This is a genomic window from Edaphocola flava (assembly GCF_004118155.1).
GTDB classification, from domain to species: domain Bacteria; phylum Bacteroidota; class Bacteroidia; order Chitinophagales; family Chitinophagaceae; genus Edaphocola; species Edaphocola flava.
In genome coordinates this window covers 1,052,193-1,074,447 of record NZ_SAIQ01000001.1, presented here as the reverse complement: position 1 = coordinate 1,074,447, position 22,255 = coordinate 1,052,193, and the positions used below count along the sequence as shown (strand labels likewise).

The 22,255-nt window shown below is 43.3% G+C and carries 19 protein-coding genes; 4 read left to right on the top strand and 15 right to left on the bottom strand.

Annotated elements, in window-relative coordinates; all coding sequences use genetic code 11:
• The 6 genes from EMP01_RS04600 to EMP01_RS04575 all read right to left on the bottom strand — a co-directional run bounded on the left by EMP01_RS04600 (position 1) and on the right by EMP01_RS04575 (position 4,701).
• Positions 1-882: a pirin family protein gene (locus EMP01_RS04600; protein ID WP_129020295.1), complete on the bottom strand. Its 882-nt coding sequence runs from the start codon at positions 880-882 to the stop codon at positions 1-3.
• 79 nt (positions 883-961) lie between these two features.
• Entirely contained in the window at positions 962-1,846 is an 885-nt protein-coding gene (locus tag EMP01_RS04595) for a pirin family protein (protein ID WP_129020294.1), read from the bottom strand.
• Between the two features lie 69 nt (positions 1,847-1,915).
• Positions 1,916-2,512, bottom strand: coding sequence for a Crp/Fnr family transcriptional regulator (locus tag EMP01_RS04590; protein ID WP_129020293.1), 597 nt, complete (start codon positions 2,510-2,512; stop codon positions 1,916-1,918).
• A 67-nt stretch (positions 2,513-2,579) separates the two neighbouring features.
• Entirely contained in the window at positions 2,580-3,200 is a 621-nt protein-coding gene (locus EMP01_RS04585; protein ID WP_129020292.1) for a hypothetical protein, read from the bottom strand.
• A gap of 96 nt (positions 3,201-3,296) precedes the next feature.
• Positions 3,297-3,905 (bottom strand): DUF2238 domain-containing protein, encoded by a 609-nt coding sequence (locus EMP01_RS04580; protein WP_129020291.1) that lies wholly within the window; start codon positions 3,903-3,905, stop codon positions 3,297-3,299.
• A 172-nt stretch (positions 3,906-4,077) separates the two neighbouring features.
• Positions 4,078-4,701 carry an alpha-ketoglutarate-dependent dioxygenase AlkB family protein gene (locus EMP01_RS04575; RefSeq protein WP_129020290.1) on the bottom strand — a complete coding sequence of 208 codons (624 nt, stop codon included), beginning with the start codon at positions 4,699-4,701 and terminating at the stop codon, positions 4,078-4,080.
• 225 nt (positions 4,702-4,926) lie between these two features.
• On the opposite strand from EMP01_RS04575, the gene EMP01_RS04570 reads away from it, so the two are divergent.
• Positions 4,927-5,721, top strand: a complete 795-nt coding sequence (locus EMP01_RS04570; protein ID WP_129020289.1) for a glucose 1-dehydrogenase — start codon at positions 4,927-4,929, stop codon at positions 5,719-5,721.
• Between the two features lie 91 nt (positions 5,722-5,812).
• On the opposite strand, the gene EMP01_RS04565 is transcribed toward EMP01_RS04570, so the two are convergent.
• The 5 genes from EMP01_RS04565 to EMP01_RS04545 all read right to left on the bottom strand — a co-directional run bounded on the left by EMP01_RS04565 (position 5,813) and on the right by EMP01_RS04545 (position 11,040).
• On the bottom strand, positions 5,813-6,673 hold the full coding sequence (locus EMP01_RS04565) for a bifunctional transcriptional activator/DNA repair enzyme AdaA (protein ID WP_129020288.1): 861 nt from the start codon (positions 6,671-6,673) through the stop codon (positions 5,813-5,815).
• A 64-nt stretch (positions 6,674-6,737) separates the two neighbouring features.
• Complete coding sequence (locus EMP01_RS04560) at positions 6,738-7,940, bottom strand: DUF3570 domain-containing protein (RefSeq protein WP_129020287.1); 1,203 nt, start codon at positions 7,938-7,940, stop codon at positions 6,738-6,740.
• A 12-nt stretch (positions 7,941-7,952) separates the two neighbouring features.
• Positions 7,953-8,168, bottom strand: a complete 216-nt coding sequence (locus tag EMP01_RS04555; RefSeq protein WP_129020286.1) for a DUF4266 domain-containing protein — start codon at positions 8,166-8,168, stop codon at positions 7,953-7,955.
• A 19-nt stretch (positions 8,169-8,187) separates the two neighbouring features.
• On the bottom strand, positions 8,188-10,032 hold the full coding sequence (locus tag EMP01_RS04550; RefSeq protein WP_129020285.1) for an acyltransferase family protein: 1,845 nt from the start codon (positions 10,030-10,032) through the stop codon (positions 8,188-8,190).
• Positions 10,033-10,125: 93 nt separating this feature from the next.
• On the bottom strand, positions 10,126-11,040 hold the full coding sequence (locus EMP01_RS04545; RefSeq protein ID WP_129020284.1) for an FAD:protein FMN transferase: 915 nt from the start codon (positions 11,038-11,040) through the stop codon (positions 10,126-10,128).
• A gap of 145 nt (positions 11,041-11,185) precedes the next feature.
• Between EMP01_RS04545 and EMP01_RS04540 the strand changes: the two genes are divergently transcribed.
• On the top strand, positions 11,186-12,901 hold the full coding sequence (locus EMP01_RS04540) for a hypothetical protein (protein ID WP_129020283.1): 1,716 nt from the start codon (positions 11,186-11,188) through the stop codon (positions 12,899-12,901).
• Positions 12,902-12,953: 52 nt separating this feature from the next.
• On the top strand, positions 12,954-14,153 hold the full coding sequence (locus tag EMP01_RS04535) for an aminotransferase class I/II-fold pyridoxal phosphate-dependent enzyme (protein ID WP_129020282.1): 1,200 nt from the start codon (positions 12,954-12,956) through the stop codon (positions 14,151-14,153).
• Between the two features lie 59 nt (positions 14,154-14,212).
• Here the strand turns inward: EMP01_RS04535 and EMP01_RS04530 are convergent, their stop codons facing one another.
• Positions 14,213-16,594 (bottom strand): TonB-dependent receptor domain-containing protein, encoded by a 2,382-nt coding sequence (locus EMP01_RS04530; RefSeq protein ID WP_129020281.1) that lies wholly within the window; start codon positions 16,592-16,594, stop codon positions 14,213-14,215.
• Positions 16,595-16,816: 222 nt separating this feature from the next.
• Here EMP01_RS04530 and EMP01_RS15495 point away from each other — a divergent pair, with 222 nt between their 5' ends.
• A complete protein-coding gene (locus EMP01_RS15495) occupies positions 16,817-16,987 on the top strand; it encodes a hypothetical protein (protein ID WP_161971217.1) in 171 nt (56 codons plus the stop codon).
• A gap of 388 nt (positions 16,988-17,375) precedes the next feature.
• Here EMP01_RS15495 and lolA read toward each other — a convergent pair whose 3' ends face one another.
• The 3 genes from lolA to EMP01_RS04515 all read right to left on the bottom strand — a co-directional run bounded on the left by lolA (position 17,376) and on the right by EMP01_RS04515 (position 22,170).
• Positions 17,376-18,017 carry an outer membrane lipoprotein chaperone LolA gene (gene lolA / locus EMP01_RS04525; RefSeq protein ID WP_129020280.1) on the bottom strand — a complete coding sequence of 214 codons (642 nt, stop codon included), beginning with the start codon at positions 18,015-18,017 and terminating at the stop codon, positions 17,376-17,378.
• 89 nt (positions 18,018-18,106) lie between these two features.
• Complete coding sequence (dxs, locus tag EMP01_RS04520) at positions 18,107-20,041, bottom strand: 1-deoxy-D-xylulose-5-phosphate synthase (RefSeq protein WP_129020279.1); 1,935 nt, start codon at positions 20,039-20,041, stop codon at positions 18,107-18,109.
• Between the two features lie 155 nt (positions 20,042-20,196).
• A complete protein-coding gene (locus EMP01_RS04515; RefSeq protein WP_129020278.1) occupies positions 20,197-22,170 on the bottom strand; it encodes a T9SS type B sorting domain-containing protein in 1,974 nt (657 codons plus the stop codon).
• Positions 22,171-22,255 lie beyond the last annotated feature (85 nt).

Genomic DNA, 22,255 nt, shown 5'->3' with positions numbered 1-22,255 from the left:
TTATTTCGCTTTATACACCGGTAAAGGGACAAACTCTGTCTCGCCCGGCACTTTAGGAAAAGTCTGTGCTTTCCAGGCCTGCTTGGCCGCTTCTATTTTCTCCTTATCAGAACTCACAAAGTTCCAGTGGATATAGCGCTCTTCAGGAAAGGCATTGCCACCGAAGATATACACCGTCGTATTTGGTGCCATATCGAAGCTGCAGAGTGTAGCATCATTGGCAATCAATATATGCTTTGGTTCATAAGTTTCACCATCACTATGTATACTGCCCTCCAGGATATATAATGCACTTTCGCCAAACAAATGCTCACCAATATTGATCGATGCAGCTTCTTTATTTTTAATTTCTATCAGATATAATGGACTGTGCACCGGCACGGCAGATTTACGATCAAATAATGCACCGGCGATCAGTTTATAAGACACACCATCCTCTTCCCAATGCGGGATATCTGCAGCTTCCACATGACTGAAAGAAGGTTCGCATTCTTCCAGTTCTTTCGGCAGGGCTACCCAGATCTGCAATCCGTGCAGGCTCTTTTCAGAATGACGCAGGTATTCCGGTGTGCGCTCCGAATGAGTAACCCCTTTTCCGGCCGTCATCCAGTTTACAGCACCGGGCTGAATTTCCATGGCCACGCCCATACTGTCGCGGTGCATAATAGACCCTTCAAACAAATAGGTAAGTGTAGAAAGCCCAATGTGCGGATGTGGTGGCACATCAAAGTTTTCATAATCCTTCATCTGTACCGGACCCATATGATCGATAAATACAAAGGGACCAACAGAACGTTTTTGCGAAAAGGGCAATAAACGACCTACCATGAAATTGCCGATATTGGCCGCCCGCTCTTCTATAATTAATCCTACGTTTGACATATTGATTTGAATTTTATGGTTCTAAATATCCGATTTTTCTATTATTAAATAGTTAATTGTCCTGTTTATTCCTCTGGTATTATACCTGATCCTCCAGGTAGCCAAATTTGCCCTGGTTGTAATCATCAAATGCCTGTAATATCTCCTGTTGATTATTCATCACAAATGGTCCGTGCGCCACAATATTCTCCTTGATCGGTTCGCCGCTCATGATCAGTACTACAGCATCTTCGCTAGCCGTTATATGAAAGTCTTCACCTGCATTGCCAAACAGGACAAAATGATCCGTAGTTACCGTTTCCGCATCATTAATTACAATACTTCCCTCCACAACCAGGAGTGCTGTATTATAACTGACCGGAAAACTGAAATCGGCACGACCACCTTTATGAAGAAATGCATTATACAGATGTACCGGAGTAAAGGTATCGGCTGCGCCTTTGCTATCCATATATGCCCCGGCGATCATAGCTACCTCACCATGCCCATCGGGCAGGGCCACTCTTGGAATCTGATCTTTGGTAATGGACTGGTATTTAGGTGCAGACATTTTATCCCTGGCCGGCAGGTTTACCCATAATTGTACCATCTGGAACCAGCCACCTTCTTTGCTGAACTGCTCTTCATGATACTCTTTATGCAATACACCGGAAGCTGCCGTCATCCATTGTACATCTCCTTCCCCAATTACACCACCACCACCGGAACTATCGTGATGGGCTACACTGCCTTTGTATGCAATTGTAACCGTTTCAAAGCCGCGGTGCGGGTGCACCCCTACGCCACGTGGTGTAGCACTGGGTTCAAAATAGTGCGCCGAGTTGTAGTCCAGCATGATAAAAGGATCCATACGGTACATACCCGTGCGGCTACCCTGTGGTATAAAATTATGCACCCTGAAGCCGTCGCCTACGAAATGAGGTTCCGGTGGTGCCATTACAGATACAACGTTTTTTATAGCCATGATAATTATTCATTTTTTGTAATACAAAATTACAACACGGCCGGTGCGGTATCCATTGATGTATGGTAATTACTGCTTTTGATGCTTTTTGGTAGCCAGGTCTTTACGTACACGGCTCAGGCTCTCGGGGGTAATACCCAGGTAAGAAGCCACCAATGTCTGTGGCACGCGTAGCAGCAGATCGGGATATATGCGTATGAAATCGAGGTAACGCTCCTCTGCAGTAGCACTCAATAAAAGATTAATGCGGTTTTGCAGATGACGGATGTGATTATGCAGCAGTTTATTGTTGAATAAAGCAAAAGACTGATTGTGTAAGGACAAAGACGCAAACATATCTACATCAATCATAGTCACTACACTATCTTCCAGGGCTTCTATGAAATACTGTGAGGGTTGGTTGAAAAAAGCACTTTCGCGGTCAACTACAAACCAACCTTCCGGTGCGAACTGAAGGATATGTTGTTTACCTTTTTCATCAATAGAATAATACTTTAAAAGACCTTCTTCCACGAAGAAGGAATGTTTACAGACATCACCCTGGCGCAGCAGAAAATTACCCTTCTTAACCTGTATCTTTTTCAGATTTTCGATATGCTCCCGGATGATCTGTTCATCCATATCCACATTAGAAGTCAAAAAAGTTTTCAGGTTAGAACTGTTCATATCAAAAAGGAGGGATAAGTATACTGCTGTAAAGCTAAGGAGAATATAGTAATATTTATGAGAACTGCTAAAAAATACGGGTGCCTTGCCTGTTCAGTAATACAGCCTCTTCTGAATGTTGTGATAAGTCAATAAAACGGAAAACTACATACTTGAAAAATTGTCGGTATAAATCTTTCTTTATAGCAGGAAGATGTTCCTCAATAGAACCATTCAATTTAATTCCTACTGCAAAAGTACGGCGCTCAGAGTCTGCAGTATTGATGCACAATCCAGCAATACAAGATTCAATATAATATTCCCCAGATGTGTTTTGCAGCACCTTTTTAAACGCTTTAAGATCTTCTTTGTTTAGCTGGTCATACGACATATTTGTGTAGACTATAGATACAGTCTGTTGCGGAAAGCTTTCTTCCTTTATATTAAGCATGATATCATCGGTAATATCCAGTCCTCCGCTATTATTAAACCGGATATTGCTGATGGTTTTTGGAATTCCCGGCAATGACCACCAACCAAAAACATAACATAAGGCATTAAATTTTTTCCGGTAGTGTACATCAGTTTTTCCAGCGGGTATAAATATAGCTGGAGACAACCGGTTAAGCATTAGCCCAAGAAGCGAAATATTATAAGAATAGGTAATGAATTTTCCACCTTTTTCCACTTCCTTCTGCAACGTGGCCATATCGAAATGATGAGGAATAATGAGTTTATATTGCAAAGGATACATAAGTAATCAAATAGTAGCCAATATACATCAGTTTACGAAATGATCCATCATTTATGCCTTATCAAATTCCCGTATCATCCTGCGGTCATGCCATCTGTGGAAAATAAGCAGGAACGTAATGGCCCCTATACTGGCATACAGCATATCGGATTGGGTATCCCATACATAACCCTGTGTGCCGAGGAAATCTTCAGCAGCGCTGCCGGTAAAGATCGCAACAGCCCATTCGAGAAATTCGTAACAAACGCTGATGGTAATACACATACATAAGACTACGTAAGGTATCCAGGATTTGACATTGATAATATTACGACGGATGAGCAGCTCGCGTATAATAGCAGCCGGTACAAAGCCCTGCATAAAATGCCCTACCTTATCATAATTATTACGCTCCTGGCCCAGTGCCTCTTTGATGGTATCAAAGAGCGGAACCTCAGCATAGGTATAATGGCCGCCGATAAATAATACCAGGGCATGCAGCAATATCAGTACGTAAACGCAGTAAGTAAAACGGAATTTTTCAAATGTAGCAATAAGTACCATTGCACCTAGCAGCGCAGGAAAAACTTCCAGGAACCAGGTAAAGTAATCATGTGGTTGTATACCCGAAATAACGATTCCGAGCACGAAAATAATCAGTAAGAGATAGTATTTCTTCATGTTCCATGCAGTTTTCAATGACCTGGTGTACTATCGGGTATATTATACCGTATTTCGATCAGCACCTGTTTCATGGTCTGGAAGAAAACAGCATTCCCCTCCCGGTTCGGGAAAAGGATATAGTTAATAACGGGGAATCAATAAAAACGTATATATAAAACAGGTAAATTTTTTAACCGGGATGATTCATGATCCGGAAGGTAAGATTAATCCGGGGTGCGGATACCTTTGTTGTAGGTGGCAGACGGTGCAGCCAATAAGTCTGTGTGGTATCTTTCATCACCAGCAGGCTGCCGTGCGCCAGATCCAGTGCTACCGTTTCCTTGGTCTGTTTATGTTTAAATGCAAATTTGCGTACTGCTCCGAAACTGAGCGAGGCTATGGTACCGTTTTTCTGCAGTTCCCGCTCATCATCACTATGCCATGCCATACCTTCCTGACCATCATGATACAAATTCAGCAGGCAGGAGTTGAAGGTCACACCCAGTATCTTTTCCAACATTGCTTTCAGTTCCAGCAGCGGATCATTCCAGGGCAATGCCGTTTTGGTAACCTTTGAGTAGGTGTAAGAGAAGGAATGGTCTCCGTACCAGGCTGCCTTCCTTTTGGTCATAATTTTCTTACCGAAAATGATCGCTTCATCATTCTTCCAGTCCACCGTCTGCATCAGCAGTTCGTAAAAACGATCTGCCTCATTTGCGGGCATAACCGGACCATAATATAATACACAACCCTCATAAGGAAGCAGGTTGATAGGCTGATCGGCAGAAGAACTAAACAGGTTGAGCTGGCTCATAATATCGACAATAATGCAGCACAAAAATACGGTATTGTATCAGCTGTCACAATCCGGAACTTGCGGTATAATAAAAATAGATGTACGTACAAGTATTTATGAAAATATAAGGATTCCCTTAAACAAGCCTTAACGTTAAAACCGGGTCTTCGGTTTGGCTTATGAGTAACTTTGGCTATCTAAAAAAGCCTCCACCGCATTTTTAAATTCAATAAATTTTTCCAGATGAAAAAATTAGCAGACAAAGTAATTGTCATTACCGGAGCTGGTATGGGCTTAGGTTTGGCGACCGCTATCGTAGCCGCAAAAGAAGGGGCAAAGTTGACATTAGTAGATTATAATGCAGATGCATTAACAGCAGCAGAAGAAGAGATCAGAAAAGAAGCCGGAAATGAGGTGCAGGTACTAAGCGTAGTAGCAGACGTATCAGATGAAGCGAAGGTGAAAGAATATGTAGATAAGACCGTAGCAACCTATGGTACCATAGATGGTTTTTACAATAATGCCGGTATAGAAGGGCGCCAGGCGCCTATGACGGATTATGACCTGGGCGTGTTTAAAAAAGTAATAGATATTAACCTGATGGGTGTGTATTATGGTATGAAATATATTATACCGGTAATGAAAGAAAAAAATTATGGCAGAATCGTGAATGTCGCTTCTGTAGGTGGTATACGCGGTGTCATGAACCAGACTCCATATGTGGCCACCAAGCATGCTGTAGCCGGTATGACTAAAAATGCAGCATTGGAATATGGACAGTTTGGTATTACCACAAATGCTATTGCGCCTGGTGCTATACTGACACCAATGGTAGCAGAAGCCTTCAGACAGGTTAATGCAGCAGATCCGAAAGCTGCGGAAAAGGAATATGCAAAAGCGAATCCGACTAAAAGACTGGGCCTGCCTGAAGAGGTAGCTAAATTAGTCGTTTTCCTGCTGAGTGATGACGCTTCATATGTAAGCGGACAGGTGATTGCCATCGATGGTGGCCAGTCTAATGCCTACGGGAATGTTTAGATAAAATTCAGATAAATACATAAACGAATACGCCCGCCACATCGGCGGGCGTATTCGTTTATGTATATTATTGATTGTTCGCTTTTACATTCTATTGATGCACCTGTGCCTGCTCCCAGCCAATGAGGGCTGTTTTGCGTACCGGGTCCCACATATAACCGCCAAAGTGGCCACTGGACTGTATTACCCGATGGCAGGGTATCAGGAAGGCAACAGGATTTGAGCCAATGGCTGTGCCCACGGCACGTGCAGCCTTTGGTTGGTCAATGCTTTGCGCCAGCTTTCCATAAGTGCTTACAGTACCCATCGGAATTTTTAATAAAGCCTCCCAGACCTTGAGCTGAAATGCGGTGCCTTTCAAATGCAGGTGTATCGGTGTTTCCGGAACAGTATCTGATGTAAAAACCGATAGTGCGCTTCGCTGCACAGTGTTTTTTTTCATGACTAGTGTTGCATGTGGAAAATAAGCCTGCAGTTTACTCATAGCCTTTTCCCAGTTTTCTTCAAAGGCCATGTAGCAAATGCCAATATCGGTATTGGCAATAATCACTTGTCCGAAAGGTGTGGGATAAAAATCAAATTCAATATGTAATTGGTTACCTCCTGACTTATACACCGCTGGACTCATGCCCTCAATTTTTATAAACAGATCATGCAGCCTGCTGCTGCTGGATAGTCCAGTAGCAAAGCTTACATCAAGAAGACTCTGTGCGGGATCTTCTTTCAACAAGGACTTGGCATAATTGAGGCTGATGTATTGCAGGAATTTTTTAGGGCTGATGCCTGCCCATTCCGTGAACATGCGCTGAAAATGAAAAGGACTCATATGCACTTGCTCCGCAATGGTTTCCAGGTCGGGTTGTTCCTGGAAGTGTGCATTGATATAGCGTATTGCAGCTGCAATACGCTCAAAGTCCAGGCTTGATTGGGTATGGTCTGAAGAAGTTTGCATCTTTAAATATTTAGTACAAAATTCTGAAAATAAGCCGGCTTGCACAATCCGGAAATTGCGGTATTTACTTTTTGGTATTGCGTGTAAAGACCGACTGAAATGAAGCAGAGAGTATATGTGACCATAAGCCATCGCTGCGCTGATAATAATTATACCGCAGGGTCATTCCTCTAAACAGAAAATGCCTGTTGAGTGTTTTGAAAGGATTATAACGGAAACCCATACCTACACTGTAACTATAGAAACGCGAATAATCATAATCTGATGTATAATGCTGATCCGAAATATCGTGCTGCTTATATGGTTTAAAATAATCAGCAGCACTCTGGGTATAAAAGCGCGCATTGGGTAGGATCGTCAGTACCCGGTTCAGTTTTATAGCCGTCTCCTGTTCCAGTGCCAGTGCGTGAATACCAAAATTGTCTGTATACGCATTTATGCTTTGTTTTAATACGGTTCTGCCACCGGCAAAGCGATTCCATTTCAGTCCCAGACTGGCCTTCAGCCTTTGCTCCGGTAGCTGCTCCACCAGGACCTGTCCGTTAGTAAAATATACCCGGTGAAATGGTGTGGATAACAGGCCCTGTTGCCAGATCAATTCCGGGTAGATGCCTATTACATTGCGCTTATCCACAATCTGGGTAAAGCCTGCTTTGAAATTGTAAGAGTATCGTTTATATCCGTCATACCATTCCCGGTAGCGCAGCTCTTCCGGGTAAATCAGTTTTACCGCTTTATAATAATTTTCATTGATGCGCCCCCAGCGCAGGTCATCATTGAAAGCCTGTATTTCTGCGAAATAACTACGCTGTTTTTTTATATCCTCTTTCGAAAATCCCAGCCGGCCGCTGTAAGAGAAGTAGTCGCTCTCTATAGAAAAACCCATACCCCCATACAGGTTAAAACCATTGCGGAACTTATGTTCCAGCACACCATATGTATAACCATGAATGTCGGTATAAGAGGCCGAAGATTTTACAAAATCAATATTATCCGTAGAGGCAGAACTAATAATGTCCGTACCCACATTAAAAGTGAGTATATTATTTTTCCGGCTGCGTTTAATATTTACAGAAGGGCCATACACTGTGAGGGCCTCTGTACCGGTACCACCTGTTACCGCAGAGTGATTGCCATCCTGGATGTAATGGTTATATACCAGTTCAATATCACTCTGATCAATAGTATCTTGCTCCTTTGTATCCTGTGCACTAAGATTATGGCTACATAATGCAATACTACCCAGTACGATTAATTCTTTGTTCATGTTGCCATAAGATTAGTTACAACCGCAGCCCCCGCTGCCTTTCGGGCCATTGGCCGGAACAGCACCTTCACGAATCGAGTGTACATAGTGATTAAAACGGTTGCCGGCATCATCGCCCATCTGCATTTCTGTATCGTTGACAAATTGCCGCTCATAAGGCTTCACTGTTTTACAGGAAGCAAACAGCAAACTCAACACCAGAAAATAAAATAAAAATTTAATCCTCATAAGCCACTCAAATATAGGTCTATAAATATTTATTTCTGATTAAATAAGCAGTTAACTGATCTGCACCATATTCAGTAAGGTGATTATTGTCAAACATATATGGCATATTAGACTGCTGATCTATTTTACGCATACCTGGCAGTTTGTATACATTAATATATCTTTCCTTAGGAATGAAGCTCATCAGAAAATGGTTCATTTCAGCACCATTCTGGTCGTAGTACATATCCGGAATCTGGTCTACTTTTTTATCAAGCTGCAATGCTATTTTCGGGAATGGCGCTGTATATTTTTCCGTCTGACCAATAAAGTAATAGTTGATGTTGTTTTGTTCCAGGTATTGTATCAGTTCCTGGATATGTGTTTTTATTTCCGGTTTTGAATAGCCCAGATCCATCAGCCAGTGTACAGAAATAAATAATTTATTGATGTGCTGTTTCTGCGCCGGCAAAAATTCTTTATAAAAATGGCGAAGCACCGTTACCGATCTTTCTAATCCTTTAGGCTCCAGGAATGGAAAAGTCATCCCCGCAGATACTTCGAGTAAATGCTGATCCGGAGACAAGCTTTTGCGGAAAGATTTTGATAATTCTGCCGAATGACTATCGCCCAGCAAAAGGATGTTTTGTTTAGCAACATCTACCTTAAGGCAATTAGCATAGTCGTACTTTGTATATTGTTCATCACTGGTTACAAAACAACTATGGGCATTGAATTGATCCAGCTGATCATACTTATCATAATAGGCTTTGTAGTTGTCATTAAAGACCCGGACACTATTGGTAAAAGCATTGGCAGGTTTGTAGAAAAATACCAGCGCACAGCCAAGGCTGACCAGTGCTGTAGGGATAATAAAACGCATGCGGCCAAATCCTTCCTTTTGCTCTATCAGGTAGTAGGATAAGATAGCGCATATGAATGACAAGGCGATCGGAATCAATAAAACCGGATATTTATCCAGGAGGAAAAACCGGAATATAACGTAGAAAGGCCAGTGCCATAGGTAAAGTGAATAAGATATCTTTCCGACAAATTGAAACAGCTTGTTTTGATACCAAGAGTAGTTGGTATTTAAGGCAATAATGAGGAATGTAGCTATGGCAGGAAATAAAGTATAAGCCGATGGCCAGGGCATAGATTCTTTCAGAAAAACATTACAGAGCAGGATGATGCCGAAGGAAAGTATAATAAGAATGCGCCGAGCAGTATCCTTGAGTTTTATATGATCAGAGTAAAGCAAAGCGAGACCACCCAGTGTCATTTCCCAGGCACGGGTAGGGATCATATAAAAGGTAAAAGTGCTATACTTTCCTATCAGCAGCAGACACAGTGAAAAAGATAATGCCGTAAACGTCAACAAGCCGGCAGTAAACCATTTTTTGTGATGGAAATACAGTTTTTTGAAGGGATAGAGCAGTATCGGGTAAAGCATGTAGAACTGCCATTCAACAGACAATGACCAGCTGTGCAGAAAAATATTGCTTTGCGCATCGCTGTCAAAATAACTTTGCTTAAGCCAGAAATAAATATTAGAAATAAAGGTAAGGCCTACAAATATGTTCCTGCTGTTTTGAGAATGCGTATTACCGAAAAATAGCAAACTAGAGATCAGCAGCAAACAGAATCCCAGCACGACCAGTGGTGGTACGATCCTTTTGGCGCGCTTTACAATAAAGCTCCACACCGAAAAGGAGCCTTTCTCAAACCCGCTAAGGATGATCTTTGTCATCAGGAAACCAGATATTACAAAGAAGACATCCACTCCGGAGAAACCTCCGCCAAAGCCGGGAACTTTATAATGGTATAATAATACACTAAGGACTGCAATGGCCCGTAGTAAGCCTATGTCATATCTGAATTTCATACTTAGATTGAATGTGTTTGTACTGTTCTTTTTTGGGGCACAAAGGTCGAAAATAAATTGTGAATTAACTATATACTAATTTTAATATAACAGTTATTGCAACTGTTCAGATCCGTAGACCTGATTATCTTCATCTATGATGATGCAATGGGTATGGGGTAATTGATTGATAAAATCCATTCCTTTAGATATACCCTTTACGTAAACGGCCGTAGCCAGGGCATCCGACAATTCTGCTGCAGGAGAAAAGACACTAACACTTTTAATACCGGATATGGGCAGACCACTATGCGGATCAATATTATGACTGTACCGTTTGCCCTCATGTATGAAATGCTGTTCATAATCACCGGAAGTAGCTACTGCAGAATCTTTCAGCGGTATGTAGAACAATATCTCTGCAGGATTGTCGGGGTTTGCAATACCTACAGTCCAGGGTTGGCCATCCGGTTTATTGCCGAAGGCACAAAGATCTCCGCTGGCATTGATATATCCTGATAGTACACCTGCATTTTTCCATAGCATCTTTACCCGGTCTGCAGCATATCCCTTGCCGATCGCTGCAAAACTGATCTGCATTCCTTCTGCGATAAAACCAACAGCCTGTACAGCTTCATCTGTAAGGATCTTTGTATATCCGATCGTTTGCAAAGTGCTTTTGATCTCCTCGGCGGCAGGCATTGCAAAAGCGGTATTCTTAAAACGGTATAATTTTTTTAAAGGACTTACAGTAATATCAAAGTCACCTTTGGAAAGTTTCGACATATCCAGCGATCGTTTGATGATGGCAAAGCATTCTGCAGAAACGGTTACAGGCTTACCTGGCGCAGACCTGTTGATCAGAATGGTTTCTGAATCGGGCTTAAACTCAGAGAGCATATCTTCGATACGCCTGATTTCTGCAATACCTATATCCAGCAGTTGTGCAGCCTGACTATCGGAGGCTGCTGCAATGCCAAGGGTAAAAACAGAACCCATCAGTTTTTCTACTTTGGTATACACCTTCATCTATTCAAAAATAGGTTATATCTCCAGAATGGAGTTTGTCTTTTTGTAAAATAAAGTGCTGTATTCGCATGTATGAGCAGACCCGATGACATTCCATATATTTTAGATACTTTTGTGTGTCGCTTCAGTGTTTCAAATCGATACTATGGCCTTACTAAAAACTACATACACCTTACGTGCAGCCGCAATGTTGTTCAGCTTGTGCGCTACAGCAATACCTGTTGCCGCACAGAATACCTATCTCAATTACGGATCTGAAGAGTATGACCTGGTAGACCGGCTGGAGACCCGTTCTGGCTACCTGATCTCTGCTTTCAATACTGCTTCTAAACCCTATTCGCGGAAAGATGTTGTCGATTTCCTGGCCGAAGTGCAGCGCGCGAGCCGCACACGTGGCCTTGTCGTTAATGATATAGATGCCTATAATATTGGCAGGGCTATTTCCATCAGCGGAGAATGGTATACCAATTCTTCAGGAGAGGGCGGAGCCATAGAATCTAGGCGTCCGGTCCTCCGTTACTTTTATAAAAAACAACCGGATCTGCTGCATATTGATAAAGATGACTTCTTCATGGTTGTAAACCCTGTTTTATACCTGCAGGGCGGTTATGAAAAAGACGGTGGTTTTCGTTCTATCAATACAAGAGGGGTAGAAGTACGCGGCCGTATAGCAGACAGGGTAGGCTTTTATACCATGCTGGCCGATAACCAGGAGAAGGTTCCTGCTTACATAGATGAGTGGGCAACCCGCCACAGGGGCCAGTTTCCCGGAGAGCATTATAGTGTAAAGAATGGTAATAATTATGATTTCTTCCTGGCAAGAGGCTATATTGATTTTGCTTTGTGGAGAGATCATGTCGGGCTCACCTTTGGCTACGACCGTAATCAGATCGGTTACGGGATCAGGAGCCTGGTCATATCCAATTCAACGGCACCCGCAACCTTCCTGCGTTTGCGCAGCCAGTGGGGAGACTTTTCATATGAAAATCTGTATACAGAACTGGTGTCCAATAATACAGTGCTCTTAAGTGGAGATGGATTGTTGCCACGCAAGTATGCCAGTATTCACCAATTGAATTATACACCCAACCATTGGTTGAATGTGGGTATTTTCGAAAGCACAGTGTTTGCCAAACAGACAGGCGTGCCGGTAGAAATGATTGTACCCGTAATTGGCTACCAGAGCCTGGCGAAACAAATGGGTATAGGCAATACGGTTAATAATAATGCCTGGGGATTACAGTTCAAGGCTTTACCTTTAAGTGGTCTGCAACTATACGGACAGTTATACATAGATCGTGCCGACTGGTCGGCCCTGGGTAGTGCCTCCTGGAAAAACCAGTATGCAGCCCAACTGGGCATAAAATATTTCAATGTGGCCGGAGTGCCTAATCTGGATGCACAGGCCGAGTTTAATATCATCCGTCCGTTCACCTATATGGCGCAGGAAGACAGCATAACCAGCTTTACCCATTACAATCAGCCTCTGGCACATCCTATGTGGAATAATTATGCTGAACTGATTGCCCAGCTCAGATACCAGCCGGTACCAAGACTTAATATTACAGCGCGTGCCATTGTATCTAAAAGAGGAGCAGATAGCGCGAAGATCGGAAACGGCATATACGGATTGTCAGATCAGCGTATGGCCGGGGACAGCTATCGGATGTTTAATGGTATTGTAGAAAAAGGACTATTTGGAAACCTGAATGCAGCTTATGAGTTGCGTCCCAACATTTATATTGAAGCAGGAGGTAATTATTTCCGTAAAAATAGTGGTGGTATTTCTTCCGGAAACAATTTGTTTCTGTATGCCGGACTGAGATGGAATATCAGCAGAAGGATATATGATATTTATTAGTCAAAAAGATAAACAAATCTATTAAAACGTTAATCAAAATTCAGTTGGTATTATGAGCTTTAATCCCGCAGACAAAATCCAGGATTTACAGTATTTCGGTGAATTCGGAGGAGTCAACCCGTCTATTTCAGATTCTTCTACGTATACCTTTCTTTCAGCCAAAAAGATGTTCGATACCTTTGAAGGCAATGCAGAAGGTTGTTACCTGTATTCAAGACACTCCTCTCCAAGCAATCTGTACCTGGGCCAGGCCCTGGCTGCTATGGAAAACACCGAGGCGGCTAATGTAACTGCTTCCGGTATGGGCGCCATTACCGCGACCTTATTACAACTGTGTGGTGCTGGTGATCATATTGTATCAAGCAGGACCATTTACGGAGGTACTTATGCTTTCATGAAAAATTTTCTGCCAAAGCTGAATATACACACCACTTTTGTGGATAGCACCAAGCTGGATATTGTTGAAAAAGCCATTACCCCCCAAACTAAAGTATTGTATTGCGAAACGGTGAGCAATCCCCTTATGGAAATTACCGATATCGCTGGCATGGCAGCATTGGCTAAGAAACACAACTTAAAACTGGTGGTGGACAATACTTTCTCTCCACTGGCTATTGCACCGATATCTTTAGGTGCAGATGTAGTTATTCACAGTCTCACCAAGTTTATCAATGGCAGCAGTGATACCGTTGGTGGTGTGGTATGTGGTACACAGCAATTCATCGATGACCTGAGAAATGTAAATGATGGCGCAGCAATGCTACTGGGACCAACTATGGACAGCTACCGTTCAGCCAGCATCCTGAAAAACCTACGCACCCTGCACATCCGTATTCAGCAGCACAGCCGTAATGCTTTGTTCCTGGCAGAGCGTTTTGAACAGGATGGACTGAAAGTTGTGTATAACGGGCTACCAAGTCATAGCGGACATGAGCTATACAAGAAAATGTACAATGCAGAATACGGCTTTGGCGGGATGATGACCATTGATGTTGGCAGCTTAGATAAAGCGAATGAGCTGATGGAACTGATGCAGCACCGCAATATCGGCTACCTGGCAGTAAGCCTGGGCTTTTATAAAACACTATTCAGTGCGCCGGGTACTTCTACTTCAAGCGAGATCCCGGCAGAAGAGCAGGCAGAAATGGGTCTGAGCGATGGCCTGATCCGTTTCTCCATAGGTTTGGATAATGATATTGAGCGTACGTACGAGATGATGAAAACCTGCATGCAGGAAGTAGGCGTACTGTAAGAAATAGGATATAAAAATAAAGAGGAAATGCATATCGCATTTCCTCTTTATTTTTATACTTAAGCTTCACCATCCATCATATCATCCATTTTGGAATGATCTTTAGGTTGCTGGTTGAAGCGGTAGTTAAACACCAGTCGTATACTTCTCGGGCGCCACTGGAACATGCTCTCAGAGTAGATCTCGGCAGTTTCTGTAATGCTGCGCCACTTACGGGTATTGAATACATCATTGACATTAAGGCCGATAGTGGCTTTGCTGCGCAGGATATCTTTTGTCATACCGAAATCGGCAAAGTACACTGCCAGAGAGCGGCCTTGTGGATTAACCTTAGGCGCTTCATAGTTGCCGGATACCTGTATTCTCCAACGCTGAGGCAGGGTAAAGTTAAAGGAAGTGCGGTTTGTCCAGCTAAAGTTATTCACCTCAAAATGTTGGTTCTGGTAGGTACCGAATACCACCTCTTTAAAGAAATTGAAACCACTGGTCACGCGTGCCCAGCTGCTTAATGTGTAATTACCATTCAGCTCAAGTCCATAGGCATTTCTGTCTGCAACATTCAGGGGTATTCGGTATATAATACCGTCACTGCCATAGGATGCCATGCGCTCAATCTTATCGGTAGTTTTGCGGTAGTATACAGATGATAAAAGAGAGCCCTTATCCCAGTTCTGCATAAAGCTGAACTCCAGTGCATCGGTGTACTCCGGATTAAGGTTAGGATTACCCACACGCATTTCACGGTTATCGCCGAATTTCATAAACGGCATCAGATCCCACTGACCCGGACGGTTAATGCGGCGGCTATAGCTCAGCTGAAATGTTTTCTGCTTGCTGTATTGGTATGAAATGGCGGCACTCGGAAACCAGTTCATATACTCTTTTTTGTTCCACTGGCCCTGCGACTGTTGTCTGGTACGGATATCAGAATATTCTCCTCTCAGACCAGCCTGCATACCCAGCTTGCCAAAAGTATTAGAGGCCATTACATAACCTGCATGTACTTTTTCCACATAGTCGAAATCATCATTAAATGCCTGTGGCGTTTCCCAGTTGCCCGCATTCATTTCGCCAAAGCGGAATTCGTTCAGGAAATAACGGTTCTGACTGCGACCACCAAGCTCTACCTTACCATCTTTAGCAAAAGGAATTGTAAGATCTGATTGTAATAATAAATTCTGTTCTGTTACATATGTTTTAGAATATTCCAGTTCAGTTTGCGCATATCGGGTAGATGTTTCGGTATAATTGGATCTTTCATAATCCTGGTCGCGAAATCCTTTTAATTCCGTTTTCCATTCCATACCCGGTTTGTTGAACTTTCTGGTGTAGGCAATACTTCCCTCAAACAGATCTTCCATTTCGCGGTTTGCTTCATCGCGCTGATCCGTACTCAGTAAGGTATTATTCAGATCATAGTTTTCATAGGTCCGGTAATAAACATTATTGCCCAAGCCAGAGCGGACAGATGCGGTGACGCTGAGTGTATTTTTATCATTGATCATATAATCAAACCCAAAAGAACCGTTATTACCCCATTTCTTGCGTTCATGGCGATAGTCCTGGTGGTAGGCGAAACCTGTATCCGCATTCTGTACCCGCTGATCAGTATAGCTGGTACCGGGATGTTCTCTGCGGCTTAAGGTATAAGAACCGAAAAAATTGAATTTGCCCGTACGGTAATTGGCATTAATACCAACACCATGATCGGGATAGTAACCCGTTCTCAGGGTCACCGAACCGTTAAAACCCGCTTTCTGATTCTTTTTCAGGATAATATTGATGATACCCGATTCGCCCTGTGCATCATATCGTGCAGAGGCATTGGTAATTACTTCGATCTTATCGATCATATCGGATTGCAGCTGCTGCAACGCATCTGCCGAAGACGCAAAACCCGAAAGCTTGCCGTCAATAAGGATACGCACATTCTGGCTACCCCGCAGACTTACATTGCCTTCAGCATCTACCGTAATCGAAGGAATATTCTGCAACACCTCGGTAGCATTTGCACCCTGATTGTTCAGATCAGCCGCCACATTAAATACCCTTTTATCAATCTTGAGCGACATCTGGTTCTGATCTGCAGTAACCGTAACTTCCTTAAGGCCTACAGCAGTTGCTTTCAGGTACACAGAACCGAGATCAGCCTCTCCCGTTTGTTTACTGATAGAAATTATCTTGCTGGACAGGCCGAAAAGAGAAACAGTAGCATAGTATTTTCCATTTTCTGCCTTTATTTCAAAGCTGCCATCTTCTGCAGAAGGCACGCCGGATACAAAAGAAGAATCAGAAGAACGGTATAAGCGGATATCGGCATAAGATGCCGGAGCCTTGGTTTCGTCAAATACCTTACCGGTAATGCGCAAAGATTCCGATTGTGCCAGAGACACCAGCGGACTTATGCACATAAGGCTGACGATCGTATATATAGATTTCATGGAAATTACTGTTAATGTACTAGTATAAAAAGGAGCCCGAAATTATTCAATAAATGCTGCTTTTCTGTGATTTATATATTATTTTAGGAATATTTTACATATTTATGTCTTAAAATTGTCACGATCAGTGCAATTTTCTTATATTTTATTAATATATAATGTATCGGAAATTATACATTTCAGCACTTTTATTGTTGCTTACCGCCGGGGGCATCTGCCCTGGTGCAGCAAAGTTATATCCGCAAACACATCACCGGAACCTGGCTACTAAAGGATATTACATTGTCGCCGGATTATTACCGCAAATGTGAGGAATGGAAAACATTCCTTAATGAAATAGAGTATATAGAAGGGGTACCGGATCACCTCCAGTACAGCAGTGTAGTCGTATAAAAACTACCTGAAAATGTATTAGTTGCTGATCAGGCGTGCTCCGGCTGTTTAAAATATATTTTTGACAAAGCCAAGTCTCCTCCTGATCATTATATTTTCATCCTGCCAAAGCCCCGTGATAACCATAACTATACCCATCCAAACGTACTCATTGACCCTTCGGGCAATCTTGGACGCCTGAAATTTCATATGGGTAATGTGTGTACGATAAAAACCCAGGACGGCGTTGTTACGGGAGTTCAGGTTTATGACCCCGTACAAGTAGTAAATATCTTTCAATAGAGTAGACATTACTAATCTATTGAAAACCAGAATAGATTGTCTGCCACAAAATAAGATAGCCACCCGGGATGGAGTGGCTATCTTTAATATAAATGATGAGAAAATACTATCGTAAATCGATTACTTCAACACCAGGATATGCCTTTGCATTGAAGGTGTATAAAGCATCAGCGCTTGCGCCATTAGCCTGAACACCGGAAAGAGAATAAGTATAATAGTTACCGTTTTTCTCTTCTACACTACCACTCATAACCATACCAGTCTGATCGATCAGGATGGTTACACTTTTAAAAGTTTTAGCCGATTTAGGCGTCAGGTAAACAATATCAACTACTTTACCCTTAATGGTTTGCTGACCTGCATAGGTGTAATTAAAATCCTTTGCATAGCTTCCGGAAAATAATTTAGCCGGAGACATGGTCATTTCTGCAGGATTGTAGTTTGCAACCTGTACTTCTTTATTACTTTTCATGTAGGTCCACATGGTTTTACCATCAGAGATCATTTCCTGGTTAGGAACGGTCACATGGTATTTTTCACCTTTCATCATGATGGTACCTTTCTGGTTCAGCTGCACCTTACCCTTTGAATCTTTAGCAACAAAGGAGAAGCTGGCTTTAAGGCTGGACATCCCTTTGATTTTCGCACTAAGCTTATCCAGCACGGCCTTAGCTTTGGCGTCCTGCGCAAACGTTACAGTGGTGCTCAGGGTTAACACGGCCAGAATTAATGCAAATACTTTTTTCATATATTTTGTCTTTTTGTTGTTGATTTAGATTGTAAAAATAAAGCAGCGTTTAATGTATTAAAAGCCAAGCTTATGTGAAATGATGTTAATTAAACTCCAATGCTCACAGTTTCAGCCACTACGGAACTGAAGTTTTTGGCAGCAGCAACAATGGCATCCTTATCATAACCGCATAAATGATGCAGTTCTTCCGGCTTACCATGCTCTACGATCTCATCCGGGATACCCAGGATCGTAACAGATGGTTTATAGCCATGTTCGTTGAAGAATTCGAGTACAGCACTGCCCATACCACCACGGATACAGCCATCTTCTACCGTAATGATTTTGCTGAAGCGCTTACCGATCTCATGCAGCATTGCCTCATCCAGTGGTTTTACGAAACGCAGATCATAATGCGCCGCATCAATACCCAATGTAGTCAGCTCTTTACAAGCCTCAACTGCGAAGTTACCGCAGTGCCCCAGGGTAATAATCGCCATTTCACTACCGTCCTTGATCTTGCGACCGGTACCGACAGTAATTTTTTCCATTGACGTCTGCCACTCCGGCAATACACCTTGCCCGCGTGGGTAGCGGATCACGAACGGATGCGTATTTTCATCCAGTTGTGCCGTGTACATAAGGTTACGCAGCTCTGATTCATTCATCGGAGAGCTAACGATCATATTGGGAATACAGCGCATATAGGCAACATCATAGGCGCCGTGGTGCGTGGCCCCATCATCACCTACTACTCCGGCACGGTCCAGGCAGAAGATCACAGGAAGGTTCTGGATCGCTACATCATGAACCACCATATCATAAGCACGTTGCATAAAAGAGCTGTAAATGTTACAGAACACTTTCATACCCTGTGTGGCCAGTCCGGCACTTACCGTAACGGCATGCTGCTCGGCAATACCTACGTCCAGTGCACGATCGGGCATCTCAGCCATCATATACTTTAGCGAACAACCCGATGGCATGGCAGGTGTAATACCCATAATCTTAGGGTTTTGTTCTGCCAGCTCAATAATGGTCTTACCGAATACGTCCTGGTATTTCGGAGGCTGAGGAGTATTAAAAACTTTAGTATTGATCTGACCGGTCACTTTATCAAACAATCCCGGGGCATGCCACAGGGTCTGATCTTTTTCCGCCAGGTCATAACCTTTACCCTTAACCGTTTTGATGTGCAACAGTTTCGGGCCAGGCAGATCTACGATATCTTTCAGCTGATCGGCCAGTTTCACCACATTGTGGCCATCTACAGGTCCGAAATAGCGGAAGCCCAGCGCCTCAAACAGGTTACTGGCCTTAGATACCACCCCTTTCAGGCTGGCTTCAATCTTAGAAGCCATATTTCTCTGGAAGTTCGCCGCCGGCAGTTTGCCCAGCAGGTGCCAGAAATCATCGCGGAGTTTATTGTATGTTTTAGAAGTAGTGATGTCGGTAAGGTACTCTTTCAGTGCCCCTACATTCGCATCAATACTCATATTATTATCGTTCAGGATAACCAGGATATTGGCATTGGCCACACCTGCATGGTTCAGTGCTTCAAAAGGCAGTCCGGCCGTCATAGCACCGTCACCGATCACGGCAACATGCCTGCGGTCCGTTTCTCCCTTCAGTTTAGACGCAATGGCCATGCCCAGGGCAGCAGAAATAGACGTAGAAGAGTGGCCTACGCCAAACGCGTCATATTCACTTTCGCTGATATTCGGAAACCCGCTGATGCCTTTAAATTTACGGTTCGTGTGGAAAACCTTTCTTCTGCCGGTCAGGATTTTATGTCCGTAAGCCTGATGGCCTACATCCCATACCAGTTTATCGTAAGGAGCCCTTAACACATAATGTAAAGCTACGGTAAGCTCCACAACGCCAAGGCTGGCGCCGAAATGGCCCCCGTTTACACTCACACAGTCAATGATAAATTGTCTGAGTTCGTTACATACTTGTTGCAGTTGGAGTTTGTCCAGCTTCTGAAGGTCAGAAGGGTATTCTATGGTGCTGAGTAAAGGGCCTGCTGCAATTTCTTCCATTATGTATTTTTTATGCTATGCAAAAATAGGAAAATATACATTGTAATGACAGCGTAAACATAATATTGACAAAATTTATGATTTGTTTTAGCGGTGTATCTATACTTAAAAAGGGTCGGATGCCCGGCCCTTTTTAAGTATAGATATGTATTAAATTAATACATCAGAGTAACATCACCTTTCTTCACCACTTTGCTGCCATCGCTGAAGTACACTACAATATAGTAGAAATATACATCTGCAGCGGCTCTTTTTCCATTCACATAACCATCCCAGCCGCCTTTGTCTCCGGCATTGTAACTACCGAATACTTTGTTGCCCCAGCGGTTGAAGATTTCGAAAGTAACTACATTATAATTGCGCTTCATGCGGAACTTAGGTTCAAATATATCATTCTTGCCATCACTGTTCGGAGTGAACGCATTCGGCATCATAAAGTCGGTAGAGAAATCGGTACCGGCGATAATCAGCATAGCAGTGTCTGTACAGCCGATATCATTTTTAGCAATAACCTTAACTGTTGCCTGCTCCGGTGCGGGTATACCCTGGCTGTAGGCCTGTTGGTCCGGAAACAGCTCTGCCGGAGACCAGCCGACAACCTGGTAGTTTACATCGCTGGAGGCAGTCTGCAGATTGATCGATTCCCCGATATTGGGATTCGGAATATCGCTGCTCAGGCTTACCGTAAAATGATCAATGATGAGGTTGGTTACATGATAAATGCTGTCGCAACCGCTCATGTTTAAAAGCGTATCCCTCACTATTGTACTGTTGGTATATGTTTTGCCCTGGAAGGTGATGCGTTTACAGTCTCTCAAATTCTGGCTGATCACCTGGGCCTGATCCGTAATACGCAGGTCGAGGAAAATGATACTGTCACAACCATGCACATTGCTTACATATACAGAATCGAACCGGGCATTGCTCACTGCATTCGGCGGCAGCTGTTTGCCCCTCCATACAGTACCAGGCAGCAGGTTACGGCAGGTACTGATCACCTCGGTCTTAGAAGGTGAAGGGGTTACCGTTAGATTAAGTGTAATCACACTATCACATCCGCTTCCCTGTGGTATGGTTACACTGGTATAGTTCGGATTGCTCACTGCAGTAACCGGAATGGTAATGCCGCGCCATACATAAGGCAGCTGCAGGGCACACAGGCTCAGGCTTTCTGTTTTTTGCCCGGAGGTATTGTAGTGTATGGTGAGATCTGCAGTATCCTTATACCCACAGGCATTGTTTGTACTATATACCACCTGCACCAGGTCTCCGTTCAGTAAAGTATTGGAATTGTAAGAAGGAGTGACGGCGCCCGGTATCGGATTACCATTACGATACCACTGGTACGTTCCTCCGGCCACATTATTGATAACCGTAGTACCCAGGTTTATCTGGTTGGAGCATGGAGCCGTAAGGTTATTGATCGTAACCGTAGATTTTGGACAATCGGTCGTCAGTGCAATACTGTCAATAGCAGCCGGGGGCTGTATACCCAGTGTATTACCATTTTTCCAGGTAAATACGAGTCTGCGGCTGGTGCCGGCAAGATTTGCCGGTAGCGTCAGGTTTGCTGTAGTGCCCGATGGATTCGTACAGGAGTGAAATGCACCCAGCAAAGTCGCCGTACCGGTTCCGGTCCAGGATGCAGGGTTGTTGGAAGTTCCATATGGAGAGTTGGTTACCGGTGTAAGGGTAGTCGGGCAGAGATATACATACAGTACATCATATGCCTGCGAACTGGTCCCTTCTCCCTTAGCATTCCAGCGGAACTTCAGGTTAATGATCGTTTGTCCGGCCGGAAACGTAACATTTTTATAGAAATGGGTAGTGGAGTATTCGTTGATGTTATAACTCCAGCTACTACCATTATTCGATTGAGAAATGTAAGCGATACGGCTGTTGGTAGGCGCAAAAGTACTGCCTGCATTAGACAAGGTACTGTTCCCGATAAACCAGTTATTCCCGTCATTGCCGGAATTATTGACCAGGGTCCAGCCATTGGCTGCAAAGGTAGTGCCCAGTTCAAATCCTCCGTCTGCATGAGGATCTATCACCGTAGTCTGCGCATAGCTGTTATAAGCAAAAGCAATACTTACTATAGCAAATAATACTTTGTAAATTAGTTTCATACGAACGCATATTTTTAAAATGCGAGCGCAAATTACCCCTATTATATACGATAAGATAATATGTGGATCCTATTTAACCATAAGT